The sequence below is a fragment of the Sphaerisporangium album genome (assembly GCF_003323745.1).
GTDB lineage: Bacteria > Actinomycetota > Actinomycetes > Streptosporangiales > Streptosporangiaceae > Sphaerisporangium > Sphaerisporangium album.
The window spans coordinates 93411-111557 of the sequence record NZ_QOIL01000006.1 but is presented as its reverse complement, the minus strand read 5'-3'; the positions used below and the strand labels follow the sequence as shown (position 1 = coordinate 111557).

The window sequence follows — 18147 nt, the reverse complement described above, 5'->3', positions numbered from 1 at the left end:
CCCGCCCCGGCCGGCGGGTTGCGTCCTTGCTGCTATCGCTGAATATCCGCATATTTCGGGCTTAATGCCTCATGATCGCACCGCCCATGCGAGTTCAACGGCACCCCCGCCCCCCTCCCGGTACGCTTCAGGTACACGGCATGAATGCACCCATTCAGGGCACCTGGTGATCGGGGGATCACAGGGAGAGAACGGGGAGCCCCCTCGTGCCGCGCGGCCGGAGGACGCGCCATCAGCAGGGGATGAGGAATGCGCTCCGGTGCGTTGTCGCTCGCGGATGCGCGTGCGGAGCGCGGAGCCGGGCACGGGGGTCTATTCACGGGGTTCTCGCCCCGGGGGCTGGAGGTGGACGTGGCGGAGGGGCTCGAACGGCTGGTGCGGGGGAGGCGGCTTTCCCCGGTTCAACGGCGCATAGCGCATTATCTGAGCGAGCATCTGCCCGACGCGGTCTTCCTGTCGAGCGTCGAGCTGGCCGAGAGGGCGGGGGTGAGCCAGCCGTCGGTGACCCGTTTCGCGATGGCGCTGGGCTTCGCCGGCTACCCCGAGTTCCGCCACGCGCTACGTCCTCTCGTGGTGGCCGGCGACGGGCCGCCCGAGAACGGCCACGTCCCCCGCCAAACGGACGCCGGCGGCGCCCGTTTCCTGCGCGAGGTGATCGACAACGAGATCCGCGACCTGACGGCCGTGCGCGACCGGCTGACCGCGAGCCAGGGGGTCGCGGGCGTCACGGTCGACGGCCTGTCGTACCGCATCGAGGAACTGGGCAAGGCCCTGGCGGCGTGCGAGCCGCTGCCGGTGCTCGGCCTGCGCGTGTCCTCGGGGCTCGTCGGGACGTTCGCGTACTACGCCCGGCGTATCCACCCGGACGTACGGCCGCTGGTGCACGGCGGCTCCGAGCTGACCGACGGCCTGCACGCCGCGCGCCGCGCCGGGTCGGAGTGGCTGCTGGCCGTCGTCCTGCCCCGCTATCCCGCCGAGGTCGTGCACGCGTTGCAGTACGCCGCCAAGCTCGGCTTCCGCACGGCGGTGATCGCCGACCGCGTGGACGTGCCCTTCCCCGCGGACGTGGTGCTGCCCGCACCGGTGCGCAGGCGGGCGGTGTGCGACTCGCACGCGGCGCCGCTGGCCGTCGCGATGCTCCTGCTGGAGGCGATGGCCGAGGCGGCGCCGCTGCGCACCCAGGCCCGGCTGGACGAGCACGACCGGATGGCCGACGAGACGGGCGTGTTCCTCGGGCCCTGACCCGACCCGGCCGTGCGTGCCCGCGCGCGCCCGGCGGCCCAGGTCACGCCGTGGTCAGCCGGCGAGCCGGCGCATGGAGGCCACCGACCAGCGCAGCGCCAGGAGGGCCAGCACGAGCATGACGGCGAACGCCACCACGATCGAGCCGTCCGACAGCCGGCCGGTGAACAGGGCCCGGCCCGCCTCCACGGCGTAGTAGAGCGGGTTGGCCCTGGCGACGGCCTGCATCCAGGCGGGCGCCAGGGACATGGGCAGCAGGATGCCGGTGAGCAGGATGAGCGGCAGCGCGAAGAACTGCAGGATCTGCGACAGCCCGTTCTCGTCGCGCAACGCGAGCGCGAGCGCGTACGAGACGCCGGAGGCGAAGACACCGGTCAGCGCCATGAGCACGATCATGAGGATCAGGCCGGGCGCGCTCGGCCGCATGCCCATCAGCAGGCCGATCGCCGCGATCAGCAGCGCCTGCAGGACGAGCACGATCACGTCGCGCAGGATGCGTCCGAGCACGATCGCCGGGCGGCTGGCCGGGCTCACGGCGAGCCGTTCCAGCACGCCGTCGCGGATCTCGCGGATCAGGCCGAACCCGACGAACATCGAGCCGAACAGCGCGATCATCACCATCACGCCGGGGGTGAACTGCCGCAGCGTCTCCGACAGGGGGACGCCGGGGGTGGTGTTGGCGAGCAGCGGGGCGAACATCAGCATGTAGAGGACCGGCTGGAGGATGCCGAACAACGGCCAGACCGGGTTGCGCGCGGTGTTCCTGAGCTCGTAGCCGAGGAAGAGCGCGGTGTGTTTCAGCACGGAGGTCTCCGGAGAACGGGGGATGGACGGCGTCGCGGACCGGTGGCCGCGCGCCGGTGGGCTCGGCGGCTACGGCGTCGCCGTCGGGAAAGCCGTCGGGAAACACGGGCACGGACGGGCGAGGGCCGCGCGCCGGTGGTGTCAGGCCGCGTCGCGCAGGGAGCGGCCGGTCTTGTGGAGGAAGACGTCGTCCAGGGTGGCGCGGTCGAGCGCGATCGAGCGGATGACCAGCGAACGGTCCTCCAGCACGCGCAGCAGGCTCGGCAGCGCGTGCTCGCCGTCGTCCAGGTAGACGCGCAGCAGCTCGCCGTCGGCGCGTACCTCGCGCGTGTACGGCTGGGCCTCCAGCAGCGCGGCCGCCTCCTCCACCGGCGACGCCGCGTCGTCCGCCGCGGCCAGGCGCAGGGTCACGACATCCGAGGCGACCTGGCGCTTCAGCTCGGCCGGGGTGCCCTCCGCGACGACGACCCCGTGGTCGACGATCGCCAGCCGGTCGCACAGGGCGTCGGCCTCGTCCAGGTAGTGGGTGGACAGCAGCACGCTGGTGCCGGACGCGCGCAGCAGGCGGATCCGGTCCCACAGGTTGGCGCGGTTCTGGGGGTCGAGCCCGGTGGTCGGCTCGTCCAGGAACAGCAGCGGCGGCCGGTGGACGAGCCCGAGCGCGATGGCGACCCTGCGCTTCTGCCCGCCGGACAGGGTGCGCGCCGGGCGGTCGGCGAAGTCGCCCAGCTCGAAGGCGGCGAGCATCTCGTCCACGCGGCTCGCGGTCTCGGCCCTGGGGATGCCGTTGACGCGGGCCGCGAGCGTGAGATTGGCGCGGGCGCTGTTGTACTCGTCCACGCCGCCCGCCTGGCTGACGTAGCCGATGCGCTCCCTGATGCGCCGGGGTTCCCTGACGAGGTCGTGCCCGGCGACCTCGGCCGTGCCCTCGGTGGGGGCGATCAGGGTGGAGAGCATCCGGATCGTGGTGGTCTTCCCCAATACCGGATTGTGACACTTCTTTCTCTGCGGCTCAGAGAGCAGGTACCCCCTGCCTGGTCGTCCCGTATGCCGTCATCCCGTCCCGAAGGGGAAGCGGGCCGGGGGCTAGGGCGCAAGATGCAGCGCCCTACTGGACGAACGATCTTGTGCCCTAGCCCCCGGTCTGCTTGGCTCTGCCCGGGGTGACGGCAGGCGGGACGGCCAGGCTTCCACAGCAACCGGCTACGGTCTTTCGGCAACGCTGTCCGGCTCCCGGAGCCGGACTCCCCCGCCGGAGGCGAAAGCTCGTACGTGAACATTCGCCGTCCGCAGAACTCTTAGCCCATCTAAGCCCTCACAGCGGCGAGGAACGCGTTGAACGCTTCCGCCGACACCATCAGGTGGCCTCGCGCCGGGTCTTTGCTGTCGCGAACAGCTATCCCATTGGGAACCTTCGCCACCTCAATGCATTCACCGCCGTTTGCGGAGCTGTATGAACTCTTGCGCCACGTCACGAGATCCATTCTCTTGCCACTTTCTGCACTAGTTCGATCGACTCATTTTGAGATAGGGCGGCGGCTCGCAAGGTATCGAAAATCCGGCGCAATCGCACGAGGCTCTCTGCGTCTTCGATGACCTCGCCTGCAATCGCGTTATCCACGTAGGCGACATCATCGCCACCGTCGAAGTTCGCGATGACGAAGGGGCCGGTAAATCTGGCGCACGCGGGCACGCTGTTCGGAATTACTTGGATTATTACATCGTCGCGTTCTGACAGCTCGACCATGTGTACTAGCTGGTCATGCGCAACCTTGGGGCCGCCGATGCCGTATCGTAGGGCGCTTTCGATGATAAGCGCTACGATCATCGGAGGGTCTTCCTTGGCGAGGACCTGTTGCCGCTCCATACGCGCGCTTACCAGTTCATCGATATCGGCGAGATGGTTTCCAGCGTGCAGAACCGCGCGCGCGTACTCTTCTGTCTGGAGCAGTCCAGGGAAAACGTGGGCGTGGACGGACCACAGCGTGGTGGCTCGATTTTCGATCTCGGGCCACCGGCCGAACCACTCCAGAGGGATTGCGGTCGTTACCAACTCCTCTCGGATTCGGGTGAGAATCCCGTCAGTCTTGAATAACTCCTCAAGCCGGGACAAATGATCGGGAGTTGGAATTCTGCGCCCCTTCTCCCATTGCTTGATGAGTGATTCGCTGACATACAGCGATTTCGCCAGGGAGGCGCGAGTAAGGTTATGTCTTTCGCGGTGAATCTGTAACTCTTTCCCGAAGAACAGTCGGGCTATGCCGCCATTTCCAGCCATGGGGGTACTCCGGGGGTTCACGTCGTCGGCCTGGGGTTGCATCTCGCCTGTGCTCGTGCTCCTGCTTCCTTCACCCTGCCATGTGCGGGCAGCCTGGCGGTACCCCCCTTCGCCTGCTGGCCGTGGGAGGGGCACACATAGGCGGGACCCGCAGGCGTTGGCGCGCCGTACGGGTCCCTGAACCGCACGGGAGGGTGCGATCTATGGCAGATCCTACGAGCCTGTTGCATGGCCTTGAGACGGCCGCGCCTGGTTCGCTCTTAGGTGTTACCGAGTTAGCTGCATCTCCGGAGTCGGTTGCGCTCGCCCGGGAGTTCGTACAGAAGAGGCTGAGGCACGGCCACCCCGCTCTTTACGACGTCACGCTCTTAGTGTCCGAGGTGGTCACTAATGCGGTGATGCATTCCGAATCCAAGAACACGGGAACGGTGGCCGTGGCAATCGCCGAAAGTCATGGTCGCGTTCGCGTCGAAGTCATCGATGCAGGGGGCGAAATCGTCCTACCCGCCATGGTCGACAGCGACGAAGACGACCGGTTCGCCGAGGGGGGACGGGGCCTCATGCTCGTGAGTCTGATTTCTGAAGAGTGGGGCACCTTCAGGCATGAGGCTGGTAAAACGGTATGGTTCGAGGTCATTTTCAAAGATTAGGCCGGATCAATTTTCCGCTGCCATCTCGCTGCGGAAATAGGCGAATCTACCCTTAAGCGGGGGGCGATGGTGCGGTGACATCGAACAACCCGGGCCATCGCCCCCATCCAATTCCGTCCAATACATAACGTGAACTGGCAGGAGGTATGGTGCAATGCCTGAGCCGTCGATGACACCGGCGTTGCGTAATCCTGGAGTGCTCAAAGCTGCGCAGCGGTTGTGCCGGGAATTACAGAGATATCGGATAGCTGTCAGCCTGGATATCACTACGGACGGCCGGATCTTGTCGGTACATCCCGATCTGACGGTCTGGTGCGACCCTGGCCCGGAGGGGTTGCGCTATCGGTGGTGGACGGGGCGAATCTCGGAGCGCACCGGGCGGGCGGTGTTCACTCTGTGCCGTGTCGACGCGCCTGACGTAGCGGCGCGCCGGATCGTGGAGCGCTACAGCGCACTGATGGATCAGGTCCGATCAGTGCACATCCCCGATGTCGCCGTCTTCGATCACGATGCCGGGCGGGCGGGCGTCGGCGCTGTACTTAGCAGTAAGGATCTGGAGGTACGGCACGGGTACACCGTGGCTGACCTAGATGAACTGGCCAGGCAGGCGGCGTATCGTTCTCGGTGGCGCTTCCAAGGTTTTCTAGAGAGGTACGAATTGGCCTGGTCGGTGATCGCTGAGCAACTGTGCGCGAGCGTGATTCCCCCGACGCGATATGAGTTGATCGCGCATGGGGAGAAAACGATCTGGAGGCAAGTGGTCCAGAATTCGGCCTATCGCGGAGTTGTCATCGATCATCCTGAACGGAGCCAGAACGGATTCATGCCACGGTATTACGCCTACTGGCAGACGCACGCATCTCCAACCCCTTCACATGAAGGCTGGATAGTGGACCGGTTGGCGTTCTGGCAGATCTGGCGGCGAATGGGTAGGCGTAATAGACAGGTGCTCTGGGCTTTGGCCGAGTATGGAGATTATGACGGTGCAGCCAAGGCACTAAGGGTGAGCCGGAAGGGTTTCCCCACGATGCTCTCTCTTGCACGTCAGCAGTTCTTTCGGCTGTGGCACGAGGGCGAGACCCCGTCTAGGTTTTGGGGACGTGGGAACAGGACCGCGTCCGAGCTTTACGGCGGCGGGGGGTACAAACGCGCACAGCGGGCGCTGAAGCGCCGGATGAATCGCCGTGCCCGCGCAAATGCAAAGCCCGACGATTAAGTGTCCGATTCCACAGGATGGAGACGAAAGTGACGGCACTCACGTCCGCGATGGTTGGCCTCCCGCTGTCTGGGTGGCGTATTGAGCTGGAGATAACCGGCCGGTGCCAACTCAACTGCGTGCACTGCTATGCCGACTCGGGGCCGACCGGTGACCAGGGCACGATGACAGCCGACGACTGGAGCACCCTCATCACTGAGGCTGCGGCTGCCGGGGCGTCGGGAATACAGTTCATCGGGGGCGAACCCACTCTGCACCCGCAATTCACCGAACTTCTTCAGCACGCGATCGGCACTGCCCTAAAGGTGGAGGTGTTCAGCAACCTCGTCCACGTTCGCGAGGAGTGGTGGGAGCTATTCGGCTACCCGAACGTATCCCTGGCCTTCAGCTATTACTCCGACCACACGGCCGAGCACTCCGCAATCACGGGTCGAGCCAATAGCCATGCCCGTACCAAAGAGAACGTCGCGGAAGCCGTACGGCGCGGTATCGCCCTGAGGGCGGGAATCGTCGAAATCGTCGACGGTCAGCGTGTCCGGCAGGCCCGCGCGGAATTGGCGGCCATGGGCGTGATGAACGCCCGGATCGACAGAGTCCGGGGAGCTGGGCGGGAGACATTGGCGCGTCCTGACGTGTCGCAGCTTTGCGGCGGGTGCGGGATCAATAAGGCGGCCATCGGCACGAACGGGGACGTCTGGCCGTGTGTGCTGTCACGTTTCATGGTCGCGGGCAACGTCAAGGCCACTCCTCTGGCGGAGATCCTGTACGGTCGGCGGTGGCGTGAGCTTGTCGCCTCGGTCCCGGTCAAGCGCTCGGGCTGCAATCCCGACAGCGACGGCAACGACTGCTCGCCCGCCGAAACTCTCGTGGACCCGTACTGAGAGGTACCCCAGAAGTGACGTGGAAAGACCACGCTGCACTACTCGCAAACCAGGTGACCCGGCCCATGTCCCGATGGCGTGGGCCGGTGTCGGCCATCCCTCGTCATCTGCTGGTACCGCGCTGGTGGAGTTACACGGGCGGCGCTTGGACGGTGAATGACGGGCGTGCGGATGAGCGGGCGTGGATGCGCAGGGCATACAGCGATATCTCGCTGGTGACGCGGGTTGGGCCGCTGCATGTCGATCATGCGGGGCCCGGCGATCACCCCGAGGGGCGGCCGACGTCGTCGTCTACGTTGCCGGGTCTGGTGGTGAACATGTTCCGGCACGCCGACATCCATGACGGTATGGCCGTGCTTGATGTGGGGGTCGGCTCGGGATATGGAGCGGCGCTGCTGGCTCAACGTCTCGGCGACGATCAGGTGACCAGTATTGACGTTGACCCGTACCTGACCAAGGTCGCCACTGAGCGTTTGGCGGAGATCGGCCTATGGCCTGCCATCGTCACCTGTGACGCCACTGGTCCTTTGCCGGGGGAGTATGACCGGATCGTGGCCACGGTTTCTGTCCGTCCACTTCCGCCAAGCTGGCTGGTGGCGCTCAGGCCAGAGGGGCGGTTGGTTACCACGATCGCCAACGCGATGGTCATCGTCGTCGCGGACAAGACCGAGGACGGCGGGGCCGTGGGTCGGGTCTTGTGGGATCGCGCCGGGTTCATGGCGACTCGTGCGGGTGTGGACTATGAGCCTGCGTTGGATGGTCTGGCTGATCGGGCAAGTGCTCAGGATGGGGAACAGATCGGTCCGGGGCGTTATCCGGTGACTGATGTGCGTGAGGCGTGGGAGCTGGCCTCGATGCTGGAGGTGACCGCGCCTGGTATCGAGCACCGGTTCAATGAAGATCGGGACGGCTTGCGGACGGCTCTTATGCTTCACCGTGACGGATCATGGGCCAGAGCCACGGGGCAGAGAGGGGACGCACCGTTGGTCCATCAGGGCGGCCCTCGACGGCTGTGGGACATCTTGGATGAGATCCGGCAGCAGTGGCTGATAGAGGGAAGTCTCCCGGTCTACGGCTCCAAAGTCCTGATCAGCCCCAGCGGGGAGATCACGCTTTCGCGTGGACGGTGGCGGGCGACCATCGCGTGACCATCGGCGTCATCAAGGCACAGGCGAACCAGGGCGGAATCTTTCGGCAGTGCGGGTGACGCTGTTCCCCGGTCGTGTGTGCGGGAGCGGTGGGGCCGGCGGAATGCCGTAGGCACCCCGTAGGGGCGACCGTGAGGGAGTTCGGCCGGCGCCACTGCGGGGGAGAGTTGATCGTGGTCGTTCCGCGGTTGGATGCCTGTAGATCTTGAGTTCTGGGCGTGTGGTGTGTTGGCGGCCGGTGCTTCGGCCGGGTCCGGCCGCCAGGCCGCATGCCCGGCCGAAGGGCACAAGGCCGCCGGGCGGCGCGTCAGCGCCGCCCTTGATCCTTATAAGCTCAATTCGGCAATGTGACCGCTGTAAGGCGGTGCCCCTAGAACACTGTCAGTTCTTTCGGCAACTGCTCGCGTCAGAGCACGGCTCGATGTTCATGTTCCGGTGTTTCGGCAACGCCTGTGAGGGTGCTCGGGACCGTCGGAGAGCTCTCGGATCTTTCGGCAACCTGTCTGAGGGCGTGGCCGTCGCGAGAGGCGCGGAATCTTTCGGCAACGCGGCGGGGGGCTGCTCGCGCGGTGGTCGGGTGTGGGCTGGGTGAGGGTCGCCCTGGGGAGACTGCGCCGAAGGCACCATTTCGAGGCGTCGGTCGATGCAGGGTGAGCGGTCGCGCGCCACGACGGACCCGGGGGTGGGTGGGCGGGCCGGGGAGGGCCGGGGCACGGTGACCGTTCGATTACATTACGTAGTCAAGGGGGCGGGGGTCTTGGCGGCGGGGTGTTGGCTCGTTGATGGGAGCACGTCAGGGGCGTCGCCAAAAGAAGTGTCACAATCCGTTGTTCGGCTTTCCCGCGCCGTTGGGCCCGAGCACGCCGAAGATCTCTCCGGTCTCGACGGTGAGGTCGATGCCTTTCACGGCCTCGACCGTCTGGGCGCCCTTGCGCCCGCGCGTGGTGAACGTCTTCTTCAGCCCGTGGGCTGCGATGATCACGACTGCTTTCCTCTCATGGGCGAAGTGTTCGTGGTCTCCTGCGGGAGGAGGTCAAATACTAAAATCACGGCAAATCGCCCTTTTCTGCCTTTTCGATGGCCTGCTCCAGCCATTCCAGTTGCGCGCGCAACTGAAGAGCCGCGAGGAACACGGTTTCGTCGATGTGGCGGGGCGCGCCGTGCGCGCGTTTGCCCGCGAGCGCGCGCTCGCTCATGAGCAGCGCGGCCTGCAGTCGCCCTCTGCGCGCGGTGAGCGCGGCGAGCAGGTCGGCCTTGGGCATGCGGTCCATGAAGGTGAGCGCCACCTGGAACGGGTCCACGATGGGTTTGAGGTCCCACCAGAAGTCGTTGAGCATCCGCTGGAACTCCTGGCGGCCCTCGTCGGTGATCTCGTAGACCGTCTGGCCGCCCTTGCCGCTCACCACCACCCGCAGCAGCCCTTCCTTGGCCATCTGCCCGAGCCCGTGGTAGATCGAGCCGAACGCCACGTTCGCCCAGTACTGGGCACCCCAGAGCTCCAGGGTCTGCCGCACCTTGTACCCGTGCATGGGGCCGTCGAGGAGCACGCCCAGGATCAGCGCGCGCGTAGAAGACATGTTCAAATTTGTATTCAAGTTTGTATATGGTGTCAACTCATGAGCGGATACGAGGTGCACAGCGTCCACAGGGACGACGACGGCGCGCTGCTCGGGTACGTCCGGCCCGTCGCGGACGGCCTGTGGGAGCCCCAGACGGTGTTCGGCTCCCCCCTCGCGGCGGCGCGCTCCGAGGAGGAGGCCCGGGACGAGGTGCGTCGCAACGGCCTTGAGTTCCTGATCGGCGACTGGTGGTTCCGCGCGCCCGAGGACGGCGCGTGGTACCGCTGCGTGATCCTGGAGGCCGAGCTCGGACGGGTGCGCGTCCACCCGCGCGACCACGGCTACCCCGGCACGGCGTACGCGCTGACGATCGACCGCCCGGTGGCCGACCTCCGCAAGACGCCGCCCTCCCAGGGCGGGGACGCCATGCCGGGCCGGGCGGACGAAGATCCCACAGGGGCGCGCCCACTAGGCTGACGTGCATGGACGGACGACCCATCGCCCTGATCACCGGAGGTTCGCGAGGCGTGGGCGCGGCCGTCGCCCGCGAGCTCGCCTCCACGCACGAGCTCATCCTCGGCGGACGCGAGAGCACGACGCTGCGCGCGATCTGCGACGAGCTCGGCGCCCGCCCGTGGGCGGTCGAGCTGACCGACGAGCGGGCGGTCGCCGAGGCGGTGGCGGGCATCGACCGGCTCGACGTGCTGGTCCACAGCGCGGGCACCGCCCACCTCGGCCGCGTGGCCGATCTGTCCGTGCGGCAGTGGCGGGAGTCGTTCGAGGTGAACGTCACGGCGGTGGCGCACCTCACCCGCCTCCTGCTGCCCGCGCTGCGCGCCTCCCGGGGGCAGGTCGTGCTGATCAACTCCGGGTCCGGGCTGCGGGCGAACCCGGGCTGGGGGGCGTACGCGGCGACGAAGTTCGCGCTGCGCGCCTTCGCCGACGCCCTGCGCCAGGAGGAGGAGGGCAACGGGCTGCGGGTGACCAGCGTCTTCCCCGGCCGGGTGGACACCGACCTGCAGCGCAGCGTGCGCGAGCAGGAGGGCGGGGCCTACGAGCCCGAGAAGTACCTGAACGTCGCGTCGGTGGCCCGCGCGGTGGTCACGGCGGTGACGGCGTCGCGGGACGCGCACTTCACCGAGATCGTGATCCGCCCGGCGGCACCGCCCACCGCGTGACGGCGCGGCGGGGCCGTACGCCCGTGATGCCACGCCGATCCGGAGGAATCCATTCCTATATCAGGACATACCTTGACTTATCCCCTGAGAGATTAAGGGAGTGTCCGACGTCACCTACTGGTGTGAGCTGGCCTGGCTGCACCCCGGTGAGGCCGTCGAGGGCGTGGTCGTCCGGGTCGTGGGCAGCAGGTTCTCCGACGTCGTGCCCGGCGTCGCCGTAGCGCCCAAGGGAGCGATCCGGCTGGCGGGGCTCACGGTCCCCGGCCTCGCCAACGCCCACTCGCACGTCTTCCACCGCGCCCTGCGCGGCCGGGCGGAGGGGGGGACGGTGAGCTTCCAGGGGTGGCGCGAGCGCATGTACGCCGTCGCCGCGTCCCTGGACCCCGACTCCTACCTCGACCTGGCCCGAGCGACCTTCGCCGAGATGGCCCTGGCGGGGATCACCGGCGTCGGCGAGTTCCACTACCTGCACCACGGCGAGGGGGGAAAGCCGTACGCCGACCCCAACGCGATGGGCCACGCGCTGATCGAGGGCGCCAGGGACGCCGGCATCCGCATCACGCTGCTGGACGCCTGCTACATCACCGCCGGCATCGGCGCCCCCCTGGACGGGACGCAGCTCCGCTTCGGCGACGGCGACGCCCACCGCTGGGCCGAGCGCGTCGACGACCTGGCGGGGGAGTACCTCAAGGCGGACGACGTCGTGATCGGCGCCGCCGTCCACTCGGTGCGCGCGTGCCCGCCCGAGCAGATGCCCGTCGTCGCGGACTTCGGCCATCGCAGGGCCGCGCCGTTGCACACACAGGTGTCCGAGCGGCGCACCGAGAACGAGCACTGCGTGAGCACCTACTGCGCGACCCCCGTGCAGGTCCTGTACGAGCACGGCGTGCTCGGGCCGCGCACGACCGCCGTCCACGCCACCCACCTGACCGACGTGGACGTGGCCCTGCTCGGCGGGTCGTCCACCCACGTCTGCCTGTGTCCCACCACCGAACGGGACCTCGCCGACGGCATCGGCCCCGCGCGCCGGCTGCGCGACGCGGGCTCGCCGGTCACGGTCGGCACCGACAGCAACGCGGTCATCGACCTTCTGGAGGAGGCGCGGGCCGTCGAGCTGGACGAGCGCCTGGTCACGGGTCAGCGCGGGCACTGGACGGCCGACGACCTGCTCCAGGCGGCCACCATGGTCGGGCAGGCGTCCCTCGGCCACCCCGACGCGGGCTTCATCGTGCCGGGGGCCTGGGCGGACCTGGTGTCCGTGCGCCTGGACTCGGTCCGCACCGCCGGGGCGGGCACCGAGTCGGCCCTGGAGCGCGTGGTGTTCGGGGCCACGGCCTCCGACGTCCACTCGGTGGTGTCCGGCGGCAGGCGGGTGGTCGTGGAGGGCGGCCACGTGCTGGGCGACATCGGCGCGCTGCTCGCGGACGCCATCTCGGCCGTCCGCGCCTGACCTTCCCCACCCTCACGTCAAAGGCCATTTCCGCCTTTCAACGGCCTTTTCGCGGATGTTCTTCCGCCCGGTCTCATCCCTGAGGATGACGACTAAAACCATTCTCCGGTCGTATCCCTTTAGGGAATCTTTGCCGTGGACTGGTCGTTGATTGGGGCAGAAGAGGGGGAGAGGGCGTCGCGCGGCCGCGGGGCGTCCTCCGATCCGCACATACGGCGGGCGTGGCGAGACGAGGTGCCATCGTAATGGCGATGCCGACGGGGAATCGGACGCAGGAACAGCAGGTCGCCGACAGGGATCTTCTCGGCACCTACCTGGCCGAGATCGGGCGTGTGCCGCTTCTGAGCGCGGAGCAGGAGGTCGAGCTGGCCAAGCGCATCGAGGCGGGCCTGTTCGCCGAGCAGCTGCTGGACAGCGGGCTGCCCGAGCCCAAGGCGTCCGACGCCACGGACGAGGAGCTCGAAAGGGTCGCGGTGTCGGGGCAGCGCGCCAAGGACGAGTTCATCCAGGCGAACCTGCGGCTGGTCGTCGCCGTCGCGCGCAAGTACTCCGGGCGGGGGATGCCCCTCATCGACCTGGTGCAGGAGGGCAACCTCGGCCTGGTCAGGGCCGTCGAGAAGTTCGACTACCGCAGGGGCTACAAGTTCTCGACCTACGCCACCTGGTGGATCCGCCAGTCCGTGGGCCGCGCGATCCACGAGCAGGCGCGGCCCGTGCGCCTGCCGACCCACGCGGGGGAGCAGATGACCCGCCTGATGCGGGTGCGCCGCGACATGATGGCCGAGCTCGACGCCGAGCCGACCGACGCCGACCTCGCCGCCGTCCTCGACCTGCCGATCGAGCGGGTCCGCGAGCTGCGCCGCTGGGCCTCCGACCCGGTGTCGCTGCAGCTCGGCGTCGGCGACGAGGACGAGACCGAACTGGGCGACATGATCGCCGACGACACGTGGGCCAACCCCGAGCAGCAGGCGATGGACACGCTGGAGCGCGAGCGCCTGGAGGACTGGCTGCTCGGCCTGGAGGGCCAGACCCGCGAGATGTTGCGGTGGCGTTACGGCCTGGTCGACGGGCGCGAGCACACCCTCACCGAGGTCGGCGAGAAGTACGGCATCGGCCGTGACCGGGCGCGCCGCATCGAGCGCGACGCTCTGGCCCGTCTCAGGAAGCTGGCGCAGACGGCGGCGTAGCGGGTAGGGGCCGCCCACGGGTCACGTGCGGCTTTCGGCCCCTGTTCTCCTTTTCGGCTGGTCGACCCTCCGGGGTTGCCGCCGCGTGTCCGCAGGTGACGGCGCAGGGGCGCCGCCCTGTGGTCCTGTGCGCTGCCCAGCGGCGCGCAGTTTGGGACATGCTGATATCGACCACCCCACCCTCCGAAACATGGCCGAAACACCATGTCCGTGAGTTTCACGTACGTGAAACACGCCTGGTCGAGACCTGAAACGGCGGAAGAACACGCTTTCGGCCAACGTCAGTGCGCAGCCGGTCAATGAAGCCCTGGAGCGCCCACTGCGGGAGAAATCGGCCACACGCCATTTGTAAGGAGGGTCGCATCGAATGAAGATCGATAGCGGCACTACAGCCTGGATGCTCGCGGCCACCGCACTGGTGCTGCTGATGACTCCGGGCCTCGCGTTCTTCTATGGGGGCATGACCAGGGCCAAGAGCGTCCTGAACATGATGATGATGTCGTTCGTCAGCATCATCACCGTGACCATCGCGTGGACCATCTACGGGCATGCCTTCGCCTTCGGCACCAACGGTAACGAGACGCTGAACAAGTTCATCGGCGGGCTCAAGGAGATCGGTCTCCAGAGCCTCGTGGACACCGCCACCAAGGAAGACGGCACCGGGATGCCGAGCCTGGTGTTCTCGGCCTTCCAGTTGACCTTCGCCATCATCACCGTGGCCCTCATCAGCGGCGCCATCGCCGACCGCGCCAAGTTCGGCGCCTGGGTGGTCTTCTCGGTCGTCTGGGCGACGATCGTCTACTTCCCCGTCGCCCACTGGGTCTGGGGCGGCGGCTGGCTCACCCAGCTCGGCATCGAGGACTTCGCCGGCGGTACGGTGGTCCACGTCAACGCCGGTGCGGCGGGTCTGGCCCTGGCCCTGGTGCTCGGCAAGCGCAGCGGCTGGCGCAAGGACCCGATGCGGCCGCACAACCTGACGCTCGTGCTGCTCGGCGTGGGCCTTCTGTGGTTCGGCTGGTTCGGCTTCAACGCCGGCTCGGAGCTCGCCGTCGACGGCACCGCGGGCCTCGCCTTCATGAACACCCAGATCGCCACCGCGGTCGCGGCCGGCGCCTGGATCCTCGTCGAGAAGATCCGTGACGGGCACTCCACCACCCTCGGCGTCGCCTCCGGCGCGGTCGCGGGTCTGGTCGCCATCACCCCGGCCTGTGGTTTCGTCGACCCGTGGGCCGCGATCGTCATCGGCGCCATCGCCGGTGCCGTCTGCGCCTACGCCGTCGGCCTGAAGTACAAGCTCGGCTTCGACGACTCGCTCGACGTCGTGGGCGTCCACCTGGTCGGTGGCGCGCTCGGCGCGATCTCCCTCGGGTTCTTCGCCGCCTACCCGTTCCTCGACCCGCAGGCCGAGGGGCTGTTCTACGGTGGGGGCCTGACCCAGCTCGGACGCCAGATCCTCGGGCCGGTGGTCGTCGGCGTCTACTCGTTCGTCCTCGCGTGGATCATCGGCAAGATCATCGACAAGACGATGGGCTTCCGGGTCACCGAAGAGGACGAGGTCACCGGCATCGACATCACCACCCACGCCGAGACCGGCTACGACCTCGGCTCCGTTCACGCCTCGGGCGTCTCCGCCTCCGTGAACGGTCCTGTCCCATCAGTGGCGAAGAAGGTAGACGCATGAGGCTCATCACGGCGGTGATCAAGCCCTTCAAGCTCGACGACGTCAAAGCGGCGCTGGAGCAGTTCGGCGTCAAGGGAATGACGGTCAGCGAGGCCAGCGGGTACGGCCGGCAGCGCGGCCACACCGAGGTCTACCGCGGCGCCGAGTACCAGGTCGACCTGGTGCCCAAGGTGCGCGTGGAGGTCCTCACCGAGGAGGAGGACGCCGAGGACGTCATCGACGTCATCGTCAAGGCGGCCCAGACCGGAAAGATCGGCGACGGCAAGGTCTGGTCCGTCCCCGTGGACGCGGTCGTCCGGGTCCGCACAGGAGAACGCGGACCGGAGGCCCTCTAACCGGATGATGAGAGGCGACGCTCGCTCATATGCGGCGGCACGTAAGGAACGGGCCGCCGACATCGACCGCTGGCTGGCCGACCTCTTCCGTACGGCGTGTCCCACGCCGCACGGGCGGGAAGGCCGGAACGGGCTCGGGGGGGCCAGGAGCGGGTTCTCCTCCGCAGACGAACGCGCCGGTGCTCCACTGCCGGGGCCCGGCGCCCCACCGGGCGGCACCGGCGCACCCTACGCCGGGACCGGCGTGGCCCTGGTCGCGGTAGGCAGCCTGGGGCGGGGAGAACTCGCCCCGGGCAGCGACCTCGACCTGGTCCTCCTGCACAACGGCCAGGACGACGTCGCCCGCATCGCCGACCGCATCTGGTACCCCATCTGGGACTCCGGGCTCGGCCTGGACCACTCGGTGCGCACGGTGGACGAGGTCACCAAGGTCGCCCGCGAGGATCTGAAGGCGGTGCTCGGCCTGATCCAGGCCCGGCACGTCACCGGCGACCCCGAGCTCACCCGCGCCGCCCGCGAGGCGGTGCTCGCCGAATGGCGCTCCGACTCCCGGCGGCGGCTCGCCGAGCTGCGCGAGGCCGCGGACAAACGCGCCGAATCCTCTGGAGAGCTGGCCTTCCTCCTCGAACCCGACGTCAAGGACTCCCGCGGCGGCCTCCGCGACGTCCAGGCGATGCAGGCCGTCGCCGCCGCCTGGGTCGCCTCAGCCCCCGGCCCCCGCGTCCGCGAGGCCTACGAGTTCCTGCTGGACGTCCGGCACGGCCTTCATCTGGTCACCGCGCGCGGCGCCGACCGGCTGGTCCTCCAGGAGCAGGACGCCGTGGCCGGCGCCCTCGGCCTGCTGGACGCCGAGGCGCTGATGCGCCGCCTGGCCGAGGCCGGGCGCACGATCAGCCACGCCTTCGACTCCACCTGGCGCACGGTCGACCGCCTGCTGTCGGGTCCCGCCCCCCGGGGCCGCCGCCCGCTGGCCGACGGCGTGGTCGAGCACGGCGGCGAGGTCGTCCTCGCCCGCGGCGTGAGCCCCAAGAACGACCCCATCCTCGTGCTCAGGGCGGCGGCCGCCGCCGCCGAGGCCGGCCTGCCGATCGCCCCCGCGACGGTCTCGCTGCTCGCCTCGCAGTCGCCCGCGCTGCCGGTGCCCTGGCCGGACGAGGCCCGAGACGCGCTGGTGGCGCTGCTCGGCGCCGGGCGCGCGGCCGTCCCGGTGTGGGAGGAGCTCGACCAGGCGGGCATCATCGTCCGCCTCATCCCCGACTGGGAGCGGGTGCGGCACCGCCCGCAGCGCAACCCCGTCCACCGTTTCACCGTCGACCGCCACCTGATCGAGGCGGCGGCGGGCGCGGCGTCGTTCACGCGCGAGGTGTCGCGGCCCGACCTGCTGCTCATCTCCGCGCTGCTGCACGACGTCGGCAAGGGCTGGCCGGGCGACCACTCGACGACCGGCGAGATCGTCGCCCGGGACATCGGCGCCCGCATGGGCCTGCCGCCCGCCGACGTCGACACGCTGGCCACCGTCGTGCGCCACCACCTGCTGCTCCCGGAGACCGCCACCCGGCGCGACCTGGACGACCCGGTGACGATCTCCCGGGTCGCCGAGGCGGTCGGCTCGCGCGAGGTGCTGGAGCTCCTGGCCGCGCTGGCGGTGGCGGACGGTAACGCCACCGGGCCGGCGGCGTGGAACGCGTGGAAGGCGTCCCTGGTGTCGGAGCTGGTCCGCCGGGTGCGCTCGGTGCTGTCGGGCAGCCCGCCCGCGCCGGCGCCGGCGCTTTCGCCGCGTCAGGCGTCGCTCGCCCGGCACGGCGGCGGCGCGGTGCGCGTGCACGGGGGCGCGGTGACCGTCGTCGCGCCGGATCGCCCGGGTCTGCTGTGGCGGGCGGCGGGCGTGCTGGCGGCGCACCGCATGATCGTGCGGGCCGCTTCCGCGGCCTCGGCCTCCTCGACGGCCGTCATCGAATTTTCGGTGGTGCCCGAGTACGGAACGCCTCCGGACCCCGCGACGCTGGAGGCCGATCTTCGCCTGGTGCTGGCGGGGCGGCTGGACATCGAGCAGCGGCTCGCGCGTCGTACCAGGTCGATGCGGCCGGCCCGCGTCCCGGTGGCCCCTCCCCGGGTCAATCTGGTGGACGACGCCTCGCAGACGGCCACGGTGGTCGAGGTCCGCGCGCATGATCGTCCGGGGCTTCTGTGGCGGATCGGCCGTGCGTTCGGCGAATGCAACCTTGACGTGCGCGCCGCGCGAGTGGAGACTCTCGGCGCGGAGGCTGTCGACGTCTTCTACGTGGTCGACCGGTCGGGGCGGCCGATCACCGACGCCGCGCAGCGTGCGCAGGTTCGCGAGCAGGTGCTCGCGGCACTGCGCTGACGATCCTGGCCCGGTCGGGGGGTTCAAGGTCGTTTAGGCAGGATTCATAACAATTACGTGCAGTGTGATGGGTTCTGGCTACGGCATTGGTGACCTTGTGGTCGAATTGTCCCCGCTTACGTAATTATCAGCCATGCCGTCATCCATGCATGGAAGATCGTGGGGGGTGGCGC

Annotated in this window: 18 protein-coding genes; 12 read left to right on the top strand and 6 right to left on the bottom strand. The window is 68.5% G+C overall.

Translation table 11 applies throughout. The annotated features are described in order from the left end of the window. The first annotated feature begins 351 nt into the window (after positions 1-351). Entirely contained in the window at positions 352-1242 is an 891-nt protein-coding gene (locus DQ384_RS12560) for a MurR/RpiR family transcriptional regulator (RefSeq protein ID WP_245966421.1), read from the top strand. A 54-nt stretch (positions 1243-1296) separates the two neighbouring features. On the opposite strand, the gene DQ384_RS12555 is transcribed toward DQ384_RS12560, so the two are convergent. The 4 genes from DQ384_RS12555 to DQ384_RS12540 all read right to left on the bottom strand — a co-directional run bounded on the left by DQ384_RS12555 (position 1297) and on the right by DQ384_RS12540 (position 4324). Beyond that, a complete protein-coding gene (locus DQ384_RS12555; protein WP_181871175.1) occupies positions 1297-2046 on the bottom strand; it encodes an ABC transporter permease in 750 nt (249 codons plus the stop codon). A 141-nt stretch (positions 2047-2187) separates the two neighbouring features. After that, complete coding sequence (locus tag DQ384_RS12550) at positions 2188-3027, bottom strand: ATP-binding cassette domain-containing protein (protein WP_245966420.1); 840 nt, start codon at positions 3025-3027, stop codon at positions 2188-2190. 326 nt (positions 3028-3353) lie between these two features. After that, on the bottom strand, positions 3354-3530 hold the full coding sequence (locus DQ384_RS12545; protein WP_114028939.1) for a DUF397 domain-containing protein: 177 nt from the start codon (positions 3528-3530) through the stop codon (positions 3354-3356). Further along, positions 3518-4324, bottom strand: coding sequence for a helix-turn-helix domain-containing protein (locus DQ384_RS12540; RefSeq protein WP_181871174.1), 807 nt, complete (start codon positions 4322-4324; stop codon positions 3518-3520). Before DQ384_RS12540 ends, DQ384_RS12545 begins: the two co-directional genes overlap by 13 nt. A gap of 203 nt (positions 4325-4527) precedes the next feature. Here DQ384_RS12540 and DQ384_RS12535 point away from each other — a divergent pair, with 203 nt between their 5' ends. The 4 genes from DQ384_RS12535 (at position 4528) to DQ384_RS12525 (ending at position 8219) form a co-directional block, all read left to right on the top strand. Next, the gene (locus DQ384_RS12535; RefSeq protein WP_181871173.1) at positions 4528-4974 is read left to right on the top strand and encodes an ATP-binding protein; all 447 of its coding nucleotides are present in this window, start codon (positions 4528-4530) and stop codon (positions 4972-4974) included. A gap of 154 nt (positions 4975-5128) precedes the next feature. Next, the gene (locus DQ384_RS40395) at positions 5129-6190 is read left to right on the top strand and encodes a hypothetical protein (RefSeq protein ID WP_147268756.1); all 1062 of its coding nucleotides are present in this window, start codon (positions 5129-5131) and stop codon (positions 6188-6190) included. A 29-nt stretch (positions 6191-6219) separates the two neighbouring features. After that, the gene (locus DQ384_RS12530) at positions 6220-7071 is read left to right on the top strand and encodes a radical SAM/SPASM domain-containing protein (RefSeq protein WP_245966419.1); all 852 of its coding nucleotides are present in this window, start codon (positions 6220-6222) and stop codon (positions 7069-7071) included. 185 nt (positions 7072-7256) lie between these two features. Further along, the gene (locus DQ384_RS12525; protein WP_245966418.1) at positions 7257-8219 is read left to right on the top strand and encodes a methyltransferase domain-containing protein; all 963 of its coding nucleotides are present in this window, start codon (positions 7257-7259) and stop codon (positions 8217-8219) included. An 817-nt stretch (positions 8220-9036) separates the two neighbouring features. Here the strand turns inward: DQ384_RS12525 and DQ384_RS12520 are convergent. Both DQ384_RS12520 and DQ384_RS12515 read right to left on the bottom strand, forming a co-directional pair. Next, positions 9037-9201 (bottom strand): hypothetical protein, encoded by a 165-nt coding sequence (locus DQ384_RS12520; RefSeq protein ID WP_181871171.1) that lies wholly within the window; start codon positions 9199-9201, stop codon positions 9037-9039. Positions 9202-9265: 64 nt separating this feature from the next. Next, positions 9266-9796 (bottom strand): PadR family transcriptional regulator, encoded by a 531-nt coding sequence (locus tag DQ384_RS12515; RefSeq protein ID WP_114028936.1) that lies wholly within the window; start codon positions 9794-9796, stop codon positions 9266-9268. 39 nt (positions 9797-9835) lie between these two features. On the opposite strand from DQ384_RS12515, the gene DQ384_RS12510 reads away from it, so the two are divergent. The 7 genes from DQ384_RS12510 (at position 9836) to DQ384_RS12480 (ending at position 17974) form a co-directional block, all read left to right on the top strand. Continuing rightward, entirely contained in the window at positions 9836-10255 is a 420-nt protein-coding gene (locus tag DQ384_RS12510) for a hypothetical protein (RefSeq protein ID WP_147268755.1), read from the top strand. 5 nt (positions 10256-10260) lie between these two features. Beyond that, on the top strand, positions 10261-10956 hold the full coding sequence (locus DQ384_RS12505) for an SDR family oxidoreductase (RefSeq protein ID WP_114028934.1): 696 nt from the start codon (positions 10261-10263) through the stop codon (positions 10954-10956). Positions 10957-11056: 100 nt separating this feature from the next. Beyond that, a complete protein-coding gene (locus DQ384_RS12500; RefSeq protein WP_114028933.1) occupies positions 11057-12406 on the top strand; it encodes a formimidoylglutamate deiminase in 1350 nt (449 codons plus the stop codon). Between the two features lie 251 nt (positions 12407-12657). Next, the gene (locus DQ384_RS12495) at positions 12658-13593 is read left to right on the top strand and encodes a sigma-70 family RNA polymerase sigma factor (RefSeq protein WP_245966417.1); all 936 of its coding nucleotides are present in this window, start codon (positions 12658-12660) and stop codon (positions 13591-13593) included. 367 nt (positions 13594-13960) lie between these two features. Then, positions 13961-15274 (top strand): ammonium transporter, encoded by a 1314-nt coding sequence (locus DQ384_RS12490; RefSeq protein WP_114028931.1) that lies wholly within the window; start codon positions 13961-13963, stop codon positions 15272-15274. Next, entirely contained in the window at positions 15271-15609 is a 339-nt protein-coding gene (locus DQ384_RS12485; RefSeq protein ID WP_114028930.1) for a P-II family nitrogen regulator, read from the top strand. The genes DQ384_RS12490 and DQ384_RS12485 overlap by 4 nt, the downstream gene beginning before the upstream one ends. 7 nt (positions 15610-15616) lie before the next feature. After that, positions 15617-17974 (top strand): [protein-PII] uridylyltransferase, encoded by a 2358-nt coding sequence (locus DQ384_RS12480; protein ID WP_114029195.1) that lies wholly within the window; start codon positions 15617-15619, stop codon positions 17972-17974. The last annotated feature ends 173 nt before the right edge of the window (positions 17975-18147 follow it).